Consider the following 17958-nt stretch of genomic DNA (forward strand, 5'->3'; position numbering starts at 1 on the left):
GTACTTTGATTTAACCTTGAGTTATAATTAAAAACAAAAAAAGGCACGGAAAAAAACCATGCCTAAATATTTTATTTATTTTTCAATTGACCAATCATCAAACCATCCAGAATCAAGTTCTGATAATACTTCTGAAAATTGACTTTCATTTGCTATCTTTAAATCTGCATTTTTCTTATAAAGATTTACCGTAGCAGTACTTTTATTTACTGGCTGAATTGTACCTGTACCAGCAACACATCCACCCGGACATGCCATACCTTCTAGTAGGTAACCGTCTCTCTTACCAGCTTTGGCCATAAGTAACATCTTTCTACAATCCTTTAGACCATCAGCACTATCTATTTTCATTTCTCTATCAGGATCTATCTTCTTTATAACATCGACAACTGCGTTTGCAACTCCGCCAGAAACAGCGAAACCTCTACCTGCACCTGTACCTAAGTTAACTTCTTCAGATGGTTCTATAGCTTCAAGGTCGATATTCTTTGCTTGGAACATACCCATTACTTCTTCAAATGTAAGAACATAGTCTACGTGGCTCTTTACAGAGTTTCTAGTAGCTTCTTGCTTCTTTGATACACAAGGTCCTATAAATACAACCTTAGCATCTTTATGTTCTTGCTTTATAAATCTGGCAGTAAAGACCATAGGAGTCATTGCCATTGAGATATTATCCTTAAATTCCGGGAATAGTTTTTTAGCCATTACAGACCATGCTGGACAACAAGATGTAGCCATAAAGTCTATTTTATTTGGGACTTTTGACAAATAATCTTCTGCCTCTTCTATAGTACATAAGTCTGCACCGATTGCAACTTCTACTACATCATGGAAACCTAACTCAAGAAGAGCAGTTTTTAACTTTTCAGGAGTAACCTTAGCTCCAAATTGACCTGCAAAAGCTGGTGCTATTTCTGCAATCACTTTTTTGCCTGATTTTATTGATTCTATAATTTGGAATATCTGTGTTTTATCTGCTATAGCTCCAAACGGACAAGATGATATACATACACCGCAAGATACACATTTGTCATAATCAATTATAGCTCTACCAAATTCATCAGATGATATTGCATCCATTCCACACGATGCCGCACAAGGTCTTTCCATTTTAACAATAGCTGAGTATGGACAGACAGATTTACATCTACCACACTTAATACACTTTGACTGATCAATAAAAGATTTTCCATCAACCATGGAAATAGCATCCTTTGGACAGACCTCCATACAAGGTCTTGCCAAACATCCTCTACAGATATCAGTAGTTTTATAAACATTATCTGGACATGAATTACATGCAAACTTTATAATGTTTACAAAAGGAGCCTTATATATTGTATTTTTTACAGAACTCTCATCTATACCAGTAGATAGTGGTGCATGTTCATTCACTGTTCTCAGTGGCATCCCCATTGCTAGTCTCACTCTTTCTCCTACTATAGCTCTTTCTAGAAATATACTTTCTCTAAAAGATGCTATTTCACCAGGGACAATATTGTATGGAATTTCTTCCAGTTTATTGTAATCTTCATCCCCTTCATATGCGAATCTAGCAACCTCTGTAAATACGTCACGGCGAACCTTTGCAATCGCGGTAAAAATACCCTTTAAGCTCATTGAAATACCTCCTAAATTTACCTTATAAACCGTATTTTAAACATCATTCTTAACAACCGTATTTTAGTATATCACAGAACATTAATAAAATAAATATGGAAAATATGTTTTTGAAATATTTATTAAAGAATGATAATAAATAACAATGGCATATTTTTGAAAATTGCTTATATTATTTTTAAAAACTAGGAAAACGCTTTACTTTATTCAAAAAAGAATAGGAAAACATAAGAAGTTTTTAAAAGATGTAATTCTATAATAAAAAAAAATAATTTTTTATTTAAAATTAATTATAGATAAAAGTAATAAGAATCTATTTATATATTTAAAAAATGTATAGGTAAATCCATAGTAAAGTGTCTTCGTGTATAATGAAGTTTAAATAATTAATGGTATAATTATATTTGATAATTAATATGTAATAATATTTATATTTAAAAGGAGGTATTTATGAAATATTTAGCTAAATTTTCAGCACTATTTTTAGCAGCAGCATTAACTCTTACTGCTTGTGGATCAAATAGTAATGAAAAAGAAACTGGCGATAATCAGGATCAAAAAATAACAGAGCAGTCTTTTGATGATATTCTAAAGGCTTCAAAAGGAACTACGGTAACTATCTATGGATGGGGTGGATCAGATCAAACGAATAATTGGATAGACCATTATCTAGGAGATAAGATGAAGAAGGATTACGATATTACTGTTAAGCGTGTAGGTATGGATATTGATGAAGTATTAAACAATATGCAAAATAGTGTACAGGCTAAAGAAGAAAAAGGTAATATTGATGTTGTATGGATAAATGGAGAGAACTTCTACACTGCAAAGGAAAACAATCTTTTGTTTGGGCCTTTTGTAGATAAATTACCTAATATGGATAAGTATGTAGATAAGACTTCAGATGAAGTGAAGTACGATTTTGGATATGAAACAAAAGGATATGAAGCACCATTTGGAAAGGCACAGCTAGTTATGGTTTATAATTCTGACAAGTTGCAGCCTATTAAGAGTGCAGATGATTTACTAAAAGCAGCAAAAGAAAATCCGGGAAAAATAACATACCCAGCCCTACCTGATTTTACAGGTTCAGCATTTGTGAGAAATATAGTGTATGAAAAGGTTGGATATGAAAAATTAAAAGATATTGATCCAAAAGATGAGAAAGCTGTAAGAGAAGCAGTTAAGCCAGCAATGGATTATTTAAAGGAGCTAAAGCCATATCTTTGGAAAGAGGGTAAGACTTACCCAACGGATTCTACTCAGCTAGACAATATGTTTGCAGATGGAACAGTTTATTTTGATGTAAGTTATAATCCGAATTTTGCATCTAATATGGTGGAAAAGGGAACTTTCCCAAAAAATACCAAGACTTCTGTATTTGACAAGGGTACAATTGGCAACACTCATTTCTTAGCAATAGCAAAAAATGCACCTAATAAAGAGGGAGCAATGGTAGTTATAAATGAGATTCTTAACTTTGAATCACAAAATGAGAAGTATAAACCAGATGTTTGGGGAGATCTACCAGTAATAGACAACTCAAAATTAAGTGAAGAAGAAAAAAAGGAAATAGAAAGTGTAAAGCTAGGAAGTGCAACTCTTACTCAGCAAGAACTTTTAAAGAAGAGACAGCCAGAGCTTCCAGCGGATATTGTTCCAGTAATAGAGAAGATATGGCTAGAAGAAATACCTAGTAAGTAGGAGAAAATATATGGCAAATAAAAAAAAGTATAAAGTATATTTGGAGATTTTTCCAGTTATGTTTATTTTATTATTTGTCTTACTAGTAGGGATATTCGGGGCTCTAATTCAGAGTCTCGGATATTTTCCTATTATGGGGATGAATGATATAACATTTAAATACTATATAGATATATTTCAGCAGGAATCATTTATAGAAAGTTTGTTATATACTCTTTATATCACAACAGTTTCATCTACTATAAGTGTTATTTTAGGAGTTTTGCTAGCTAGAATGATTTTACACTTAGAAAGAAAAAAATTGCAAAAGTTAGGATCAAAAGTAAGTATTGACATCATTTATAAGTTGGTAATAATGCTACCTCATATAATAGTAGCATTATTTGCAATTACATTTTTATCTGATTCGGGGATAATTTCAAGAGTGCTTTATGGATTGGGAATAGATAATGCACAGGATATATTTTCTAATGTACTTTTCAGTTCAAATGGAGTTGGGATTATTATCTCTTATATTTGGAAAGAAGTTCCATATATATTATTGACTTGTTTGGCAGTGATGAGAAGGATAAGTTTAAAGCACGAAATGATAGCAATAAATTTGGGAGCAAGCAAATTATACGCATTTATGAAGGTCACTCTTCCTATGTTGCTTCCAACCATTTTATCTACATTTACAATAGTTTTTTCCTTTTCTTTTGGTGCATATGAACTTCCAATGTTGTTGGGAAGCACACTTCCTAAAACTTTACCAATAAAAGCATTTATAGAATATCAAAATCCAATAATGTCAAATAGACCATATGCAATGGCTATGAACATGGTAATAGTTGCCTTTTGTGTTTTTTTTGTAATATTCTTTAACTACATAATTAAGAGATTGATACTTGGAAAAAATTATGTGGAATAGGTATATAAAATCTAAATAACTCTGCTTAAAATAGATGTTCTTGTATGGAAATACTATTAAAGTCATATTTATGAAGTAATACTCATAAGATTATATTTAAAAGGTGATTTTGATAAATAAAAGTAGCAAAATATTACAAAAATTACTATTGATGGTTAAGACTGTTAAATTGACATTCAAAAAGTGATTTTTACAAGTGCTATTTTATAAGCAAGATTTATAAAATGATTTTAATAGATAAGTCTAGTGAAGTGATTTTGTAAGCAAGGTTCATAAGATGATACAAAAAGTACTCTTGTTAAGCAATATTTGAAAAGTGACGTTCGAATAAGATAGTTATAATAATAAATAATATTGAAAGGCAGATTGAGATGAATAAGTTTAAAAATATTTTGATAAAGGCAATTATAATAGTGTCGCTAGCAACAATAGTACTGCCTATTGTAGTAATGTTTATATGGTCCTTTACAAATAATTATAGATGGCCAGATATATTGCCTTCAAATTTTGGTTTGAGAGGATGGAAATATGTCTTTTTGAATAATTCTAGGATTTTAAATTCTTTGAAAAATTCCGTATTTATATCTACTATGACTACTATAATTACCGTATTAATTTCTATACCTTGTGCCAAAGCATTGGCTTTTAATGAATTTAAGGGGAAAAAAATAGTTGGATACATTGTATATTCTCCAATAATAATTCCGGCAGTATCTATTGGAATGGGCTTAAATATACAGTTTATAAAATTAGGTCTAGCTAGAACATACTTGGGGGTAATTCTTGTAAGTATAGTTCCATGTATACCATATGCTGTTAATATGATTAAAGATGTATTTTTAATTACTGGAAGGGGATACATAGATCAGGCGTATATACTAGGTGCTGGCAGACTAAATACGATAAGGTTTATAGTATTACCGATGATTATGCCAGGGATAATTTCTGCAGCAATAATGTGTTATATAGTTTCATTTAGTCAGTATTTCTTGGTATATTTAATAGGCGGAGGAAGGATTATTACATTTACTATGGATATGTTTCCCTTTATACAATCTGCTGACAGAATGATGGGATCTGTATATGGAGTAATATTTTTAGTGACTACAATTTTTCTTTTATTTATTATGGAAGCATTTTTAAAGAGAATTTATAAAAAAGAATTAGATGATTATATGTTTATATAGCAGTTGAAGGAGAAAATAGTGTATAAGTTAGAGATGAAGGGAATAAATAAAAGTTTTAGAAATAATAAAGTATTAAAAAATATGAAGCTATCTTTATTTGAAGGTGAAAGATTAAGCATATTAGGACCATCTGGATGTGGAAAGAGCACAATGTTGGGAATAATGGCAGGAATTGTGGATGATTTTGAAGGGGAAATACTTTTAGATGGAAGAGATATAAGCAATCTTGCTAGTAACAAAAGAAATATAGTCATTGTAAGTCAAGAAAATCTCTTATTTCCGCATATGAATGTATATGATAATATAGGATTTGGTCTTAAAATTAGAAAAAAGGATAAAAAATTTATAGAAGAAAAAGTTAAGATCTTGCTTGAAGAGATTAAATTAGTTGGCTATGAGAATAAAAAAGTAAGTAAACTTTCAGGTGGAGAAAAACAAAGAGTAGCATTGGCTAGAGCATTGGCTGTAGAACCAGAGCTCTTGCTTTTAGATGAAGCTTATTCAAGTCTAGATACACATTTAAGAGAAAAAATGAGAGAGTTGACAATAAGGCTTCAAGAAAAACATAATATTACAACAATATTAGTGACTCATGATAAGCAAGAGGCACTTCTTTTTAGCGATAGAGTTGGAGTTATGCTAGATGGAGAAATAAAACAAATCGATACTCCTCAAAAGATTTATGAAAAACCAAATAATTTTGATATTGCTAGTTTTATGTTAGACGATAACTTTATAGAAATTGAAGGCAAGAAGCTTTTTATTAAGCCAGAAGAAATAAAAATACTTGAAAGTGATAAAAAAGAAGATTTGGATTTGCTAGAAAAAAAACAAAAGTTCATAGAGTCAAGAGAAGAAAAAAATAGTGAAATCAACAACTCTATCAGAATAAATTATATAGATGCTATATTAGAAAGTTCGAATTATTCAGGGGTGAGTGTAAAACATATTGTAAAAGTAAATAAAAGAGATTTATATCCATTTATTGATAAAGAAGATTCTTTGCTTTTTTCTAATAATAGAAAAATAGACTTTCCTATAAAAGAATTAATTGAAGAAGAAAATAGGGATTTTGAAGAGGAATTTATAAGTCTTAAAGTAGAAGATTTTTCAAAGAAAACATATGAAAAAGGTGATAGCATAGTGTTGAAGATAGAAAATTTTATTATCTATTAATGAAATAAAAAATTAGATTATATCCGATTTATAATAATATCTATATTTATACCAAAGTAAAAATGAAAAGTAGTATTGATTTTGAATTTAGATTTATTGATAAAATTAAAGGTTAGCTTCTATGTGATTTATAATAATATCAATATTTATTTATATTGAAGAAAAGCCATAGCTAAATGGATAGCGGTATTGATTTTAAATTTAAACTTTAATGAAATGAAGGAAAGCTCTATCTTATTTGATGAGAAAAGCTGTGTTTATCTCTCTAAAATGATAAAAATTATAAAATAAAAGAGAAATATACTAGCAAAAAATATGAAAATACAAATAAAAAAGTATAATGATATAAAGAATTCATTCCCAAAGTTAAAAAGTATGCTTTATATTATTAAAAAAATAAGCTTTTAAAGTAGAAAAAAGGCATAAATATATAGATTACAGGATAATTTTAAAATATAATATGTTAATTAGAAACTTTGTGGAGATTTATGTATAAATAATATATAATATATAGGGGAATACGTTACTAAAAGAAATTTAATTTTACATTTAAATAAAACTTTGGCGTATTTGAGGCTATAAAATTTTGATATATTAAATTTTAGGATATGCTTGTGTATTTTAGATTTTATATGGAGTCTAAGCAATTCAGGAGAAGAAAATTTCATCTGGAATTTGGAAAGAAACTTGTTATAAATATAAATAGCTAGATAGATTAATTTTCATATAAATACACAACTATAAATATAAAATAATTATCAGGATACAAAATATAAGCCTATATGATAGATAGGTGTTTATACATAGAAAGGTGTAAAAATGAAAAAAGTAATATTTGATTGCGATAATACAATGGGTATAGACAATAGAGATATCGATGATGGTCTAGCCCTTCTTTATCTTATCAATAATCCAGACGTAGAACTTTTGGGAGTGACTTGTACTTATGGAAATGAGAAACTAGATTATGTTTATAATCAAACGCTTGACCTAGTAAAAGAAATAGGGGCAGATATAAACGTATATAAGGGTAGGGGCGGATACACTATGCACGATTATTACGCTTCAAAATATGAAAATAATACAAATATGGAAAAAGAAGAAGTTAAAAAAAATGATGCAGCCAATTTTATAGTATCAATGGTAAACAAGTATCCAGGTGAAGTAGATATTCTAGCAACTGGATCGATGCAAAATTTATTAGATGCTGGGATAATTGACACTAGTGTAATAGCACATACAAGACAAGTGGTTTTAATGGGAGGAATTACAGAAGCTCTTAAGTTTGGGGATAAAACAATGAAGGAATTGAATTTTTCAGTTTGCCCAGAGGGAGCTTTTGAAGTTTTAACACAGTATTCAAATGTTTCTGTTCTAACAGGAAATAACTGTATGGATGTAGAATTTTCCTTTGATGAATTAAATGACTTGAAGAATAAATTTGCTGTAAAAAATCATAATCTTAAAAATGAGTTTCTTATTAAAAAAATAGAAAAATGGATGAATGAGTTCAAAAATGAATACAATCAAGATTCTATAGTTCTCTGGGATGTAATAGCTGCAATCTATCTTACAAATCCAGAGTTATTTGACGAGCAATTTGTTGGAATAAAGTCAAAACTAAGTGACTTTAATAATGGTTTTATAAATATTGCTGAAAGAAGAATAGAAAACAAAAGAATAACTAGTGAAGATATATTTAAGATGATAGAAACACAAGAGAATTCTTTTGAAGAGCTGAGAAGTAATGTAATAAATATACCTACTGCTATTGATTCAGCTATTATTAATAAAAAAATGATTGAAGTAGTTCATGGTTAATAAAAGAAGATAAAAATTGATTTACAAAAATAAATAGCGAAAAAACTAAAGATATTTAGTTATTGTCATATATTTTTTTGCTTGAGATATAAATTATATAATATAGATATTGCAAACTTAATATTTTTATTATATAATCTATACATTGAACAAGTTTAAATTTAAAGACTCAGACAAAGAGGAGTAAATTTACAGGATTTCCCAGAGAGAAAATCAAAGGTGTGAGATTTTCAATGAATGTATTTTGAAGGTAGCTTTGTAGTTTGTCGCATGAAGTGTTGATGTGTAGTGCGATACGGTTAGTTTCGTTAAAGACTTCAAAGAGCCAGACTTGTCTGGAATTAAGGTGGTAACGCGAGCTTTTCGTCCTTTGTGGATGAAAGGCTCTTTTTTATTACAAATATCTTTATATTTAAATTTATAAAAATTTCAAAGAAAATAATATTAGTGAATATTATATGATATTTAAGAGTATTTTAAAAGGAGGAAATTATGGAAAGAAATTTACCTAAAAATTATGATCCAAAGGATTTCGAGGACAGACTGTATCAGGAGTGGCAAGACAATGATTGCTTTAAGTCAGAAGTAAACAAAGACAAAGAATCATTTACAATAGTAATGCCTCCTCCAAATATCACAGGTCAGCTTCATATGGGGCATGCACTAGATGATACATTACAGGATATATTAATTAGATGGAAAAGAATGGATGGATTTGAGGCTCTTTGGATACCTGGAACAGACCATGCATCAATTGCTACAGAAGTAAAGGTAGTAGATAGAATAAAGAGTGAAACTGGAAAGACTAAGTATGAAGTAGGAAGAGAAGAATTTTTAAGACGTGCTTGGGACTGGAAAGATGAATTCGGTGGTAAGATAGTAAATCAGGTTAAAAAGCTTGGTGCATCATGTGACTGGGATAAGGAAAGATTTACAATGGATGAAGGCTGCAACAAGGCAGTAACTAAGTTCTTTGTAGAACTTTACAAGGAAGGTCATATATACAGAGGAAACAGAATAATAAACTGGTGTCCAGATTGTAAGACTACACTTTCTGATGCAGAGGTAGAGCACGAGGATCAAGAAGGAAACTTCTGGCACATTAAGTATCCTATCAAGGATAGTGATGAATTTTTAGAAATTGCTACAACTAGACCAGAAACAATGCTAGGAGATACAGGTATAGCTGTGCATCCAGAAGATGAAAGATATACTCATCTTGTAGGTAAGACTGCAATACTTCCTTTAGTAGGTAGAGAATTAATAATAGTAGCAGATGATTATGTTGAAAAAGATTTTGGAACTGGTGCTGTAAAGATGACTCCAGCCCATGATCCTAATGACTTTGAAGTAGGAAAAAGACATAATCTTGAAGAAATAAATGTAATGAATGATGATGCTACTATGAATTCTTTAGCTGGCAAGTATGAAGGTATGGATAGATATGAGTGTAGAAAAGCAATAGTAGAAGACTTAAAAGAAGAAGGCTACTTAATGCACATCAAAAAGCATGATCACGCAGTAGGTACTTGCTATAGATGTCACTCAGTTGTAGAGCCTAGATTATCACTTCAGTGGTTCGTAAAGATGGATGAGCTAGCAAAGCCTGCAATAGATTTATTAAAGGAAAATGAACTTGAATTTGTTCCTGATAAATTTGATAAGACATATCTTCAGTGGCTTGAAAACATCAGAGACTGGTGTATATCAAGACAGCTATGGTGGGGACATCAGATACCAGCATATTATTGCCAAGACTGTGGAGAAATAATGGTATCAGAAGAAGCTCCTACTCACTGTAGCAAGTGTAACTCTACAAACATAGAACAAGATGAAGACGTTTTAGATACTTGGTTTTCATCAGGACTGTGGCCTTTTGAAACTCTTGGATGGCCAGAAAAAACTGAAGAGTTAGATTACTATTATCCAACAAGCGTTTTGGTAACAGGCTATGACATAATATTCTTCTGGGTAGTAAGAATGACATTTAGTGCAATGTTCTGTATGAATGAAAAGCCATTTAGCCATGTATTGGTTCATGGACTAGTAAGAGATGCAGAAGGTAGAAAGATGTCAAAATCTCTAGGAAATGGTATAGATCCACTGGAAGTAATAGATCAGTATGGAGCAGATGCTCTTAGATTTACTCTTGCAACAGGAAACTCACCAGGAAATGATATGAGATTCTATACAGAAAGAGTAGAGTTCGCTCGTAACTTCAATAATAAATTATGGAATGCATCTAGATTTGTATTTATGAATCTAGAAGATGAGTCTCTACTAGAGAATTTAACAAGAGAAGCTGTGCAAAAAGATTTCACTCTTGCAGATAAGTGGATAATATCTAGAGCTAATGGGGTTGTAAAAGAAGTAACTCATAATATGGATAAGTTTGAACTTGGAATGGCACTACAAAAGGCATATGAATTTACTTGGTCAGAATACTGTGACTGGTATATAGAAATGGTAAAACCAAGATTATACGGAGAAGATAGAGATGCAAAAAGAGCAGCTCTTTATACTCTAACTTATGTTCTTGAAAAGATATTAAAGCTTCTTCATCCATTTATACCGTTTATCACAGAGGAAATATACTCATATCTTCCAACAGTAGAAGGCTATATTATAAGAGCAGAATATCCACATTATGATGAAAAAGATGATATGCAATTAGAAGAAGAAAAAATGAACTTAATAATGGATGGTATAAGAAGTGTAAGAAATGTAAGAACTGAAATGAATGTACCGCCATCAAAGAAAGCAAAGACAATAATAGTTCCTACTGATGAAAAAAGAGAAGCTATGGAAGATGGAAAAGAATACTTTAAATCTCTTGCATCAGCTTCAGATGTTGAAATCAAAGATGATAAGACAGGAATACCTGAAGATGCTGTGTCAGTAGTTATAGATGGAGTTGAGATATTTATACCACTTGATGAACTAGTTGACTTTGAAAAGGAAAAAGAAAGACTAAATAAAGAAAAGAAAAAGGCAATCTCTGAAATTAAGAGAGTTGAAGGTAAGCTAAATAACCCTGGTTTTATGAATAAGGCACCAGATAAGTTGATTGAAGAGGAAAAGCAAAAGAAAGAAAAGTTTGAAGAAATGTTAAAAACAATCGAGGAAAGACTAGCTAAATTCAACTAATATTTTATAAAAAATAGAGATATATTAAAATCTAGATAATAATATATAAGAAAATGAAAAAAAGCACTGCTATGTAAATGGCGGTGCTTTTTTAATTTTAAAATATAAAGACTAGATATTTTATAGTTACTTTCAAGTAGCTTTATAAACTATGTAAAGAATATAAGAATTTATATTAATAATTAAAAATATAAAAATGTAATATATACTTGACAAAGAGACGATTATAAATTACTATATAGAATATAGATTTGAGTATTAAGTAAAAATATACTTAAATTAATTACTATAATAAGCGGAGGTATAGTATGGAACATAATAATGCTTTTAATATGGGAATCTTTTTAGGGGTATTGATAGTTACAGTCCTAGGTCTAATCTATAAAAAGAAATTCTCAAAGGGAGAAGTTAAAAAATATGATGAACGTCAGGAATTAATCAGAGGTAGAGCATATAAGCACGGATTTAAGTCGATGGTAATTAGTATTTTATTATTACTTTTTGCAGAATTTTTAGTTGGAAGAGCTTTTTTAGATAAGTGGGTCTATTCATTAATAATTATAATTGTAGGTTCTTGTGTTTTTGCAGTGTATACAATTGTATTTGATGCATATTTTTATATATCTATGAATAGAAAAAAGTATATAAGAGTATTGGTCATTGCAACAGTAATAAATATTATTTGTGCGATACTTATGGTATTTTCAGGTGGATTAGTTGTAAATGGTATGCTGACAATAAAGTCAATAAATATATTTGTTGTATTGATGTTACTAGTTGTTATGTTTGCAGTTAATTTTAGAGCAAAAATTGATGATCAACTATCTAAGAGAGAGGATGAAGATTAGTGAAAAATCTAAAGATGAAATCGGCTAGAGCGGCTAAAGATTTATCTCAAAAAGAGCTAGCAGACTTGGTAGGAGTATCTAGACAGACAATTATTGCCATAGAAAAGGGCGATTATAATCCTACAATCAATCTTTGTGTATCTATATGTAAAGTTTTGGATAAGACTCTTGATGAACTATTTTGGATAGAAAGTTAGTATAGAGTGAATATATTAAGATGCAATTTTAAATAAAGTTAAATAAGATTATTTAAAAAGGGTTGCCAATAAATTGGCAACCATTTTGTTTATAACTATATTATTTTATTACTTTATTACTTTAAGTTAGCAAGTAAGCTCTTTGTAAATTCCCAAACTCTTTGAACAGATGATATACTCATATTTTCCTTAGGAGTATGAGCATCTCTTATCTGAGGTCCGTAACTTAACATATCAGTGTTTGGAAGTATACCCTTTAATAGTCCACATTCAAGTCCTGCATGTATTGAATGAACCTTAGGTTCTTCACCGTACTGCTTAACAAAAGTTTCAATAGCAATATCTCTTAACTTTGAATCAGCTTCATACTGCCAAGCTGGATAAGCTGCATATTCTCTAGAAGTAGCACCAAATCTGTTTGCTATTATAGCAAGCTGATCTAATATTTCTCTTAGAGAGCTAGTAGAAGCAGAACGAACAGAAGTTATAAGCTTAAGCTTTCCATCTTCTTCTGCTATTATAGCGTTATTTAGAGATGTCTGAACAAGGTTTTCTATATCCTTACTCATATACTGAACTCCATCAGGAAGAGCCATTAAGAATTCTATAATATCATTACTTAAATTCTTTTCATAAGCATCCTTTGCTTCAGTTTCCTTTACAGCTATTGTAAGACCTGGATCTTCAACTCTATATTCTTCCTTTAAGTCAGCAATCATAGAATTGATAGTTTCTTCTATTTTTGTAAAATCATCAGTAAAGAATACAGCCTTTGCATAGCTAGGAACAGCATTATGCTTGATTCCACCTTCTATAGAAGCTAGTACTACATCATTTTTTATAGCATTTAATATTCTTGTAGCCATCTTTATAGCATTTGCTCTTTGCTTGTGTATTTCTCCACCTGAGTGACCGCCCTTAAGACCAGAAACAACTATTTCATAAGCTTTTCCACTAGCAGATTCTCTCTTTACATCGAAAGTCATATCAATGTTAGAACCACCTGAACAGCTTACCAAAAATTCCTTCTCTTCTTCAGTATCAATGTTTAATAAACGTGTACCAGTAAGGTGTTCAGCAGTTAGAGCCATAGCGCCATCCATACCAGTTTCTTCGTTTGTTGTAACCAATAATTCTAGTGGAGGATGTGGAATATCGTCAGCGTCTAATATCGCTAGTCCGTAAGCAACTGCAATACCGTCATCTCCACCTAGTGTAGTGTTGTTAGCTGTCATTATGTCGCCGTTAACTACCATTTCTATAGGATCTGTGTCAAAGTTGTGATCAGAATCATCAGTCTTTACACAAACCATATCCATATGCCCCTGAATTATTAAAGTTTCAGAGTTTTCATATCCTGGAGTACCTGGCTTCTTTATTATTACATTTAAGATATCATCCTGATAAACTTCAAGCCCTCTATCTTTTGCAAATTTAACTAAGAAATCACTTACTTCTTTTTCATTTCCTGAACTTCTTGGGTGCTGGTTTATTTCATAAAACCACTTAAAAACTTCCTTAGGTTCAAGATTGCTAATATTGTTCATTTTCCAAACCTCCTAAAATAAATAAGATTAAAAAAATCTTAATACTGTATAGCCAAAAAAATTAAGGCTTTATTTTATAAATAAGGATCAAAATATACTTTGTCCCTTATTTATCATACAATATTTGTGCAAAAATTACAATAATATTGAATTAATTTATTATTATTTTAATTGCATCTTTTTTATAAAATGCTATATAAAAATAATATTGATTTATATTATATATTTACAAAAAAAAGAAAAGAATAAATCTATACAAATAAAAAAATAAAAAATTATGAGTGTTTATTGTTAAAACTATTTTAAATATTCTTAGATTTTTTCTTAATTCTATAAAATGTATGTTTATAAACATACAACTTAGAATAACGCTTCCTTTACCTTTGAAACGAAATCATTTATATGTTGTAGAGAACTTTGTTCAGCAGCAGATTCGTCTTGATTTTCAATGGCTGTTATAATTCCATTAAATCTTTTTGTAAAGATACTCATATCTGTAAAGTATTCATTACAATAGTGCCACAGTCTTTCAGTATGAAGATGAAGAGACTGAAGAGTTGATGTTAGCCAAGAGTTTCCACAGGCATCCATTATAATAGAATGGAATTCTTCATCAAGATCTATTGCCTTTTGATAGTTGTCTGCAGCACAGAATGTTTCCAACTCATCTGTTACTTCCTTTAATCTTTCAAGATTTTTAGGTGTAATATTTTTTACAGCTAATCTTGTTGCCATAGGATCAAGTACACTTGTCAACTCAAATAGAGCCTTCATATTTGTAAAATCTATAAAAGATACCTGAACACCATATCTAGGAACAATATTTAGAAGCTTATCCATTTCTAATCTTTGGAATGCACTTCTTACAGGAGTTCTACTAATGTTAAATTCTTTAGAAATCTCTATCTCATTTAAAACATCTCCAGGCTTATATTCATTTCTAACTATTCTTTTTTTTAATTCTTCGTAAATATCAATCTTTTTCATTTTTACCTCCTACAATTACAATGTCAATGAAAATATTTAAATATATTTTTAGCTAAGCACTAAGTTTATTGAGTGAAAAATTCAAATTATATGTATAATCATTATCATAGTGCATTAAAAGTCTACTTTTATTTTAAATAAACTATTAAAGTTTTTTTATAAAATCATATATATAAAGCTATTTATAAATATCTAATAATATATGAGAGTATCTATTGAATAAAAATCTAAAAAAATTAGCCTAAAAAATTATAGCAACATTTTAGAATATCAGTAATAATATACAAACTATAGACACTTAATACGATTATAAAATAATAATATTACTTTATATGTATTTATATACAATAAAAAAACTTTAAAAGTTATTCAATTTAAATTAAAATATTATATCCAACAGTATGATTATACCCAGTTTTTCACTAAAATACAATACAAGAATGAAATAATAATAAAAAAGCATTCAATTATCTGTAATATTAGATTAAGCTTATTACATTTAAAATTATTTATTAAATAAATTCATAAAAAGCATTCAGAAATAAAAATAAAATGCAAAGAAGGATCTACTTTTTAAGGGGAAAAATACCTATTGAAAGATATATAGATTTTTCAATATAAGTAAAATGAAGCTATAAAATATATCTATTAATAAAAATATAAAAAAGAAAAAACATAAACAGTAGTAAAAATATATAAAAAATAATAAAAAAAAGTAAAAATATAAACTGTAGTAAAAATACTTAAAAAAATAATAAAAACACTAAAAAAATAATAAAAACACTAAAAAAATAATAAAAACACATAAAAAAGTAGTAATAAAAAAGTAGTAATAAAAAAGTAGTAATAAAAAAGTAGTAATAAAAAAGTAGTAATAAAAAAGTAGTAATAAAAAAGTAGTAATAAAAAAGTAGTAATAAAAATAGACTTAGTAGGTAAATATCAGCAAAAGTCCAATTACTAGTAAGAGAAAAAAGAAGGTAAATATAAAGAAGAATTATAAAAATAGCAATAAAGTACTAATAAAAAGAAGAGTAATAAAAACAAATAGATTTGCTAGGCAAATTACTAATAAAAGTACAATAATTAGCAAAAGAAAAAAGAAGATAAATAAAAAAGTGAAAAAGCAAAAAATAATATATAAATCGGGCAGTTGCATAAGAAGGGATAAATATAAAAAATAATAAACTTTAAAAATTATAGATTATATGTATAATAGTAAGTGTAAATAAATCGAAGGGAGCACAGATTTTATCTGTTTTAAAATGAATTATATAGAAGCAATAGATTACATACACGGTGTGGATAGATTTGGAATGATTTTGGGCTTGGATAGTATTAGAGAGTTATTGAGAAGGCTAGATAATCCTCAGGATAATCTTAATATTATTCATATAGCAGGTACAAATGGTAAGGGGTCAACTGCATCTTTTATATCAAGTGTATTAGTGGAAAGTGGATATAAAACTGGACTTTATACATCACCTTTTTTAGAGAATTTTAATGAGAGAATTAGAATCAATGGAGAAGAAATAAAAGACGAGGATCTTGCTCAGTGTGTCACAGATGTAAGAGAAAAGGTAGAAGAGATGATAGCTGATGGACACAATCACCCAACAGAATTTGAAATTGTTACTGCTACAGCTTTTTATTTCTATAATAGAGAAAAGGTAGATGCCCTAGTATTAGAGGTAGGCCTTGGAGGAAGATTTGATGCCACAAATGTAATAGATAACTCACTTGTAAGCGTTATAGCATCTATAAGTAAGGATCATATAGGCATATTAGGAGATACAGTAGAAAAAATCGCCTTTGAAAAGGCAGGAATTATAAAAGAAGATGGTCAAGTGATACTATATGGTCAAGATGGTCAAGAAAAAAATGTTGAAAAAGTGATTGAGGATATATCAAAAGAAAGAAATGCAAAGCTCATAGTTACTGATAATGTTAATATAGATATAAAGAAGTCAAATTTGAATAATCAAGTATTTAGCTTTACTGATTATCTAGGTAATAGATTTGAAGATATAAAAATAAGAATGATAGGTGAGCATCAAATAAGAAATGCTGTTTTGGCCATAAATACAATATCATATCTTAGAGAAAATAATATATTTACCAACATTACGGAAGAATCTTTGAAAAAGGGATTATTAAACAGTAGATGGGCAGGCAGACTAGAGCTTATTTCTGAGAAGCCAATATTTATTATAGATGGTGCACATAATGTAGAAGCTGCTCAACTTTTAGCCAATGAGATAGATAGATTATTTAGTGATGAGTGGGATAAGACTCTTATACTAGGTGTATTGGCTGATAAAGAAGTAGATGCAATAGTAAAGATTTTAATTCCAAAGTTTGATAGAATTATTATAACTTTGCCTGATAACCCAAGGGCAATGAAGGTAGATGAGCTTGCCTATAGAGTAGGAATGTACAGTGAGGATATAGTCTGTATAGAAGATGTTGACTCTGCTGTTGAGTACGCACTGGACACTGTAAAAGAGTTGGATAAAGAATCAAAGACAAATATAAAGTCAAAATCAAAGAAGAAAAAGGGAAGTAAGGCTACCCTTAAAGATTCAAAAAATACTTTGTCAAAGAAAAAAGCAATATTTGCGGCAGGTTCACTCTATCTAGTAGGTCATATAAGAAGCTTTATAAAAAACAAATAAGAAGTTTTATAAAAATAAATAAGAAATTTTATAAAAATAAATAAGAAGTTTTATAAAAATATATAAGAAACTTTATACAAATAAACACATATTAAATAATTATTAGAAAACTATATATAGATACTGCTTTGATAAA

General features: G+C 29.3%; 12 protein-coding genes and 1 other annotated feature. Of the genes, 9 read left to right on the top strand and 3 right to left on the bottom strand.

The window, feature by feature from the left end; translation table 11 throughout:
* Positions 1 to 75: 75 nt before the first annotated feature.
* Positions 76 to 1623: a 4Fe-4S dicluster domain-containing protein gene (locus UF10_RS08765; RefSeq protein ID WP_106777420.1), complete on the bottom strand. Its 1548-nt coding sequence runs from the start codon at positions 1621 to 1623 to the stop codon at positions 76 to 78.
* A gap of 450 nt (positions 1624 to 2073) precedes the next feature.
* On the opposite strand from UF10_RS08765, the gene UF10_RS08770 reads away from it, so the two are divergent.
* From UF10_RS08770 to UF10_RS08805, 8 genes are all read left to right on the top strand, one after another.
* A complete protein-coding gene (locus tag UF10_RS08770; RefSeq protein WP_106777421.1) occupies positions 2074 to 3327 on the top strand; it encodes an ABC transporter substrate-binding protein in 1254 nt (417 codons plus the stop codon).
* A 10-nt stretch (positions 3328 to 3337) separates the two neighbouring features.
* Positions 3338 to 4237 carry an ABC transporter permease gene (locus UF10_RS08775; RefSeq protein WP_106777422.1) on the top strand — a complete coding sequence of 300 codons (900 nt, stop codon included), beginning with the start codon at positions 3338 to 3340 and terminating at the stop codon, positions 4235 to 4237.
* A 371-nt stretch (positions 4238 to 4608) separates the two neighbouring features.
* Positions 4609 to 5424 carry an ABC transporter permease gene (locus tag UF10_RS08780; protein WP_106777423.1) on the top strand — a complete coding sequence of 272 codons (816 nt, stop codon included), beginning with the start codon at positions 4609 to 4611 and terminating at the stop codon, positions 5422 to 5424.
* Positions 5425 to 5442: 18 nt separating this feature from the next.
* Entirely contained in the window at positions 5443 to 6600 is a 1158-nt protein-coding gene (locus UF10_RS08785) for an ABC transporter ATP-binding protein (protein ID WP_207654590.1), read from the top strand.
* A gap of 819 nt (positions 6601 to 7419) precedes the next feature.
* Positions 7420 to 8421, top strand: coding sequence for a nucleoside hydrolase (locus UF10_RS08790; RefSeq protein ID WP_106777424.1), 1002 nt, complete (start codon positions 7420 to 7422; stop codon positions 8419 to 8421).
* Positions 8422 to 8582: 161 nt separating this feature from the next.
* Positions 8583 to 8795 (top strand) — a binding site (T-box leader).
* 118 nt (positions 8796 to 8913) lie between these two features.
* Positions 8914 to 11568, top strand: a complete 2655-nt coding sequence (locus UF10_RS08795) for a valine--tRNA ligase (protein WP_106777425.1) — start codon at positions 8914 to 8916, stop codon at positions 11566 to 11568.
* Between the two features lie 308 nt (positions 11569 to 11876).
* A complete protein-coding gene (locus tag UF10_RS08800) occupies positions 11877 to 12416 on the top strand; it encodes a hypothetical protein (protein ID WP_106777426.1) in 540 nt (179 codons plus the stop codon).
* Positions 12416 to 12613, top strand: a complete 198-nt coding sequence (locus UF10_RS08805) for a helix-turn-helix transcriptional regulator (protein ID WP_106777427.1) — start codon at positions 12416 to 12418, stop codon at positions 12611 to 12613. The genes UF10_RS08800 and UF10_RS08805 overlap by 1 nt, the downstream gene beginning before the upstream one ends.
* Positions 12614 to 12729: 116 nt before the next feature.
* Here the strand turns inward: UF10_RS08805 and UF10_RS08810 are convergent, their stop codons facing one another.
* Together UF10_RS08810 and UF10_RS08815 are read right to left on the bottom strand one after the other, a co-directional pair.
* A complete protein-coding gene (locus UF10_RS08810) occupies positions 12730 to 14160 on the bottom strand; it encodes an aminoacyl-histidine dipeptidase (protein WP_106777428.1) in 1431 nt (476 codons plus the stop codon).
* Between the two features lie 360 nt (positions 14161 to 14520).
* The gene (locus UF10_RS08815) at positions 14521 to 15147 is read right to left on the bottom strand and encodes a GntR family transcriptional regulator (RefSeq protein WP_106777429.1); all 627 of its coding nucleotides are present in this window, start codon (positions 15145 to 15147) and stop codon (positions 14521 to 14523) included.
* 1265 nt (positions 15148 to 16412) lie between these two features.
* Here UF10_RS08815 and UF10_RS08820 point away from each other — a divergent pair.
* Positions 16413 to 17822, top strand: coding sequence for a bifunctional folylpolyglutamate synthase/dihydrofolate synthase (locus tag UF10_RS08820; protein ID WP_106777430.1), 1410 nt, complete (start codon positions 16413 to 16415; stop codon positions 17820 to 17822).
* Positions 17823 to 17958: the final 136 nt, after the last annotated feature.

This window comes from Peptostreptococcus russellii (assembly GCF_003012055.1).
In the GTDB taxonomy this organism is placed as follows: domain Bacteria; phylum Bacillota; class Clostridia; order Peptostreptococcales; family Peptostreptococcaceae; genus Peptostreptococcus; species Peptostreptococcus russellii.

Excerpts from the sequence above, each read along its gene's own strand:
- UF10_RS08765 (WP_106777420.1), bottom strand. The coding sequence starts at position 1,623 with ATGAGCTTAAAGGGTATTTTTACCGCGATTGCAAAGGTTCGCCGTGAC.
- UF10_RS08770 (WP_106777421.1), top strand. The coding sequence starts at position 2,074 with ATGAAATATTTAGCTAAATTTTCAGCACTATTTTTAGCAGCAGCATTA.
- UF10_RS08775 (WP_106777422.1), top strand. The coding sequence starts at position 3,338 with ATGGCAAATAAAAAAAAGTATAAAGTATATTTGGAGATTTTTCCAGTT.
- UF10_RS08780 (WP_106777423.1), top strand. The coding sequence starts at position 4,609 with ATGAATAAGTTTAAAAATATTTTGATAAAGGCAATTATAATAGTGTCG.
- UF10_RS08790 (WP_106777424.1), top strand. The coding sequence starts at position 7,420 with ATGAAAAAAGTAATATTTGATTGCGATAATACAATGGGTATAGACAAT.
- UF10_RS08795 (WP_106777425.1), top strand. The coding sequence starts at position 8,914 with ATGGAAAGAAATTTACCTAAAAATTATGATCCAAAGGATTTCGAGGAC.
- UF10_RS08800 (WP_106777426.1), top strand. The coding sequence starts at position 11,877 with ATGGAACATAATAATGCTTTTAATATGGGAATCTTTTTAGGGGTATTG.
- UF10_RS08810 (WP_106777428.1), bottom strand. The coding sequence starts at position 14,160 with ATGAACAATATTAGCAATCTTGAACCTAAGGAAGTTTTTAAGTGGTTT.
- UF10_RS08815 (WP_106777429.1), bottom strand. The coding sequence starts at position 15,147 with ATGAAAAAGATTGATATTTACGAAGAATTAAAAAAAAGAATAGTTAGA.
- UF10_RS08820 (WP_106777430.1), top strand. The coding sequence starts at position 16,413 with ATGAATTATATAGAAGCAATAGATTACATACACGGTGTGGATAGATTT.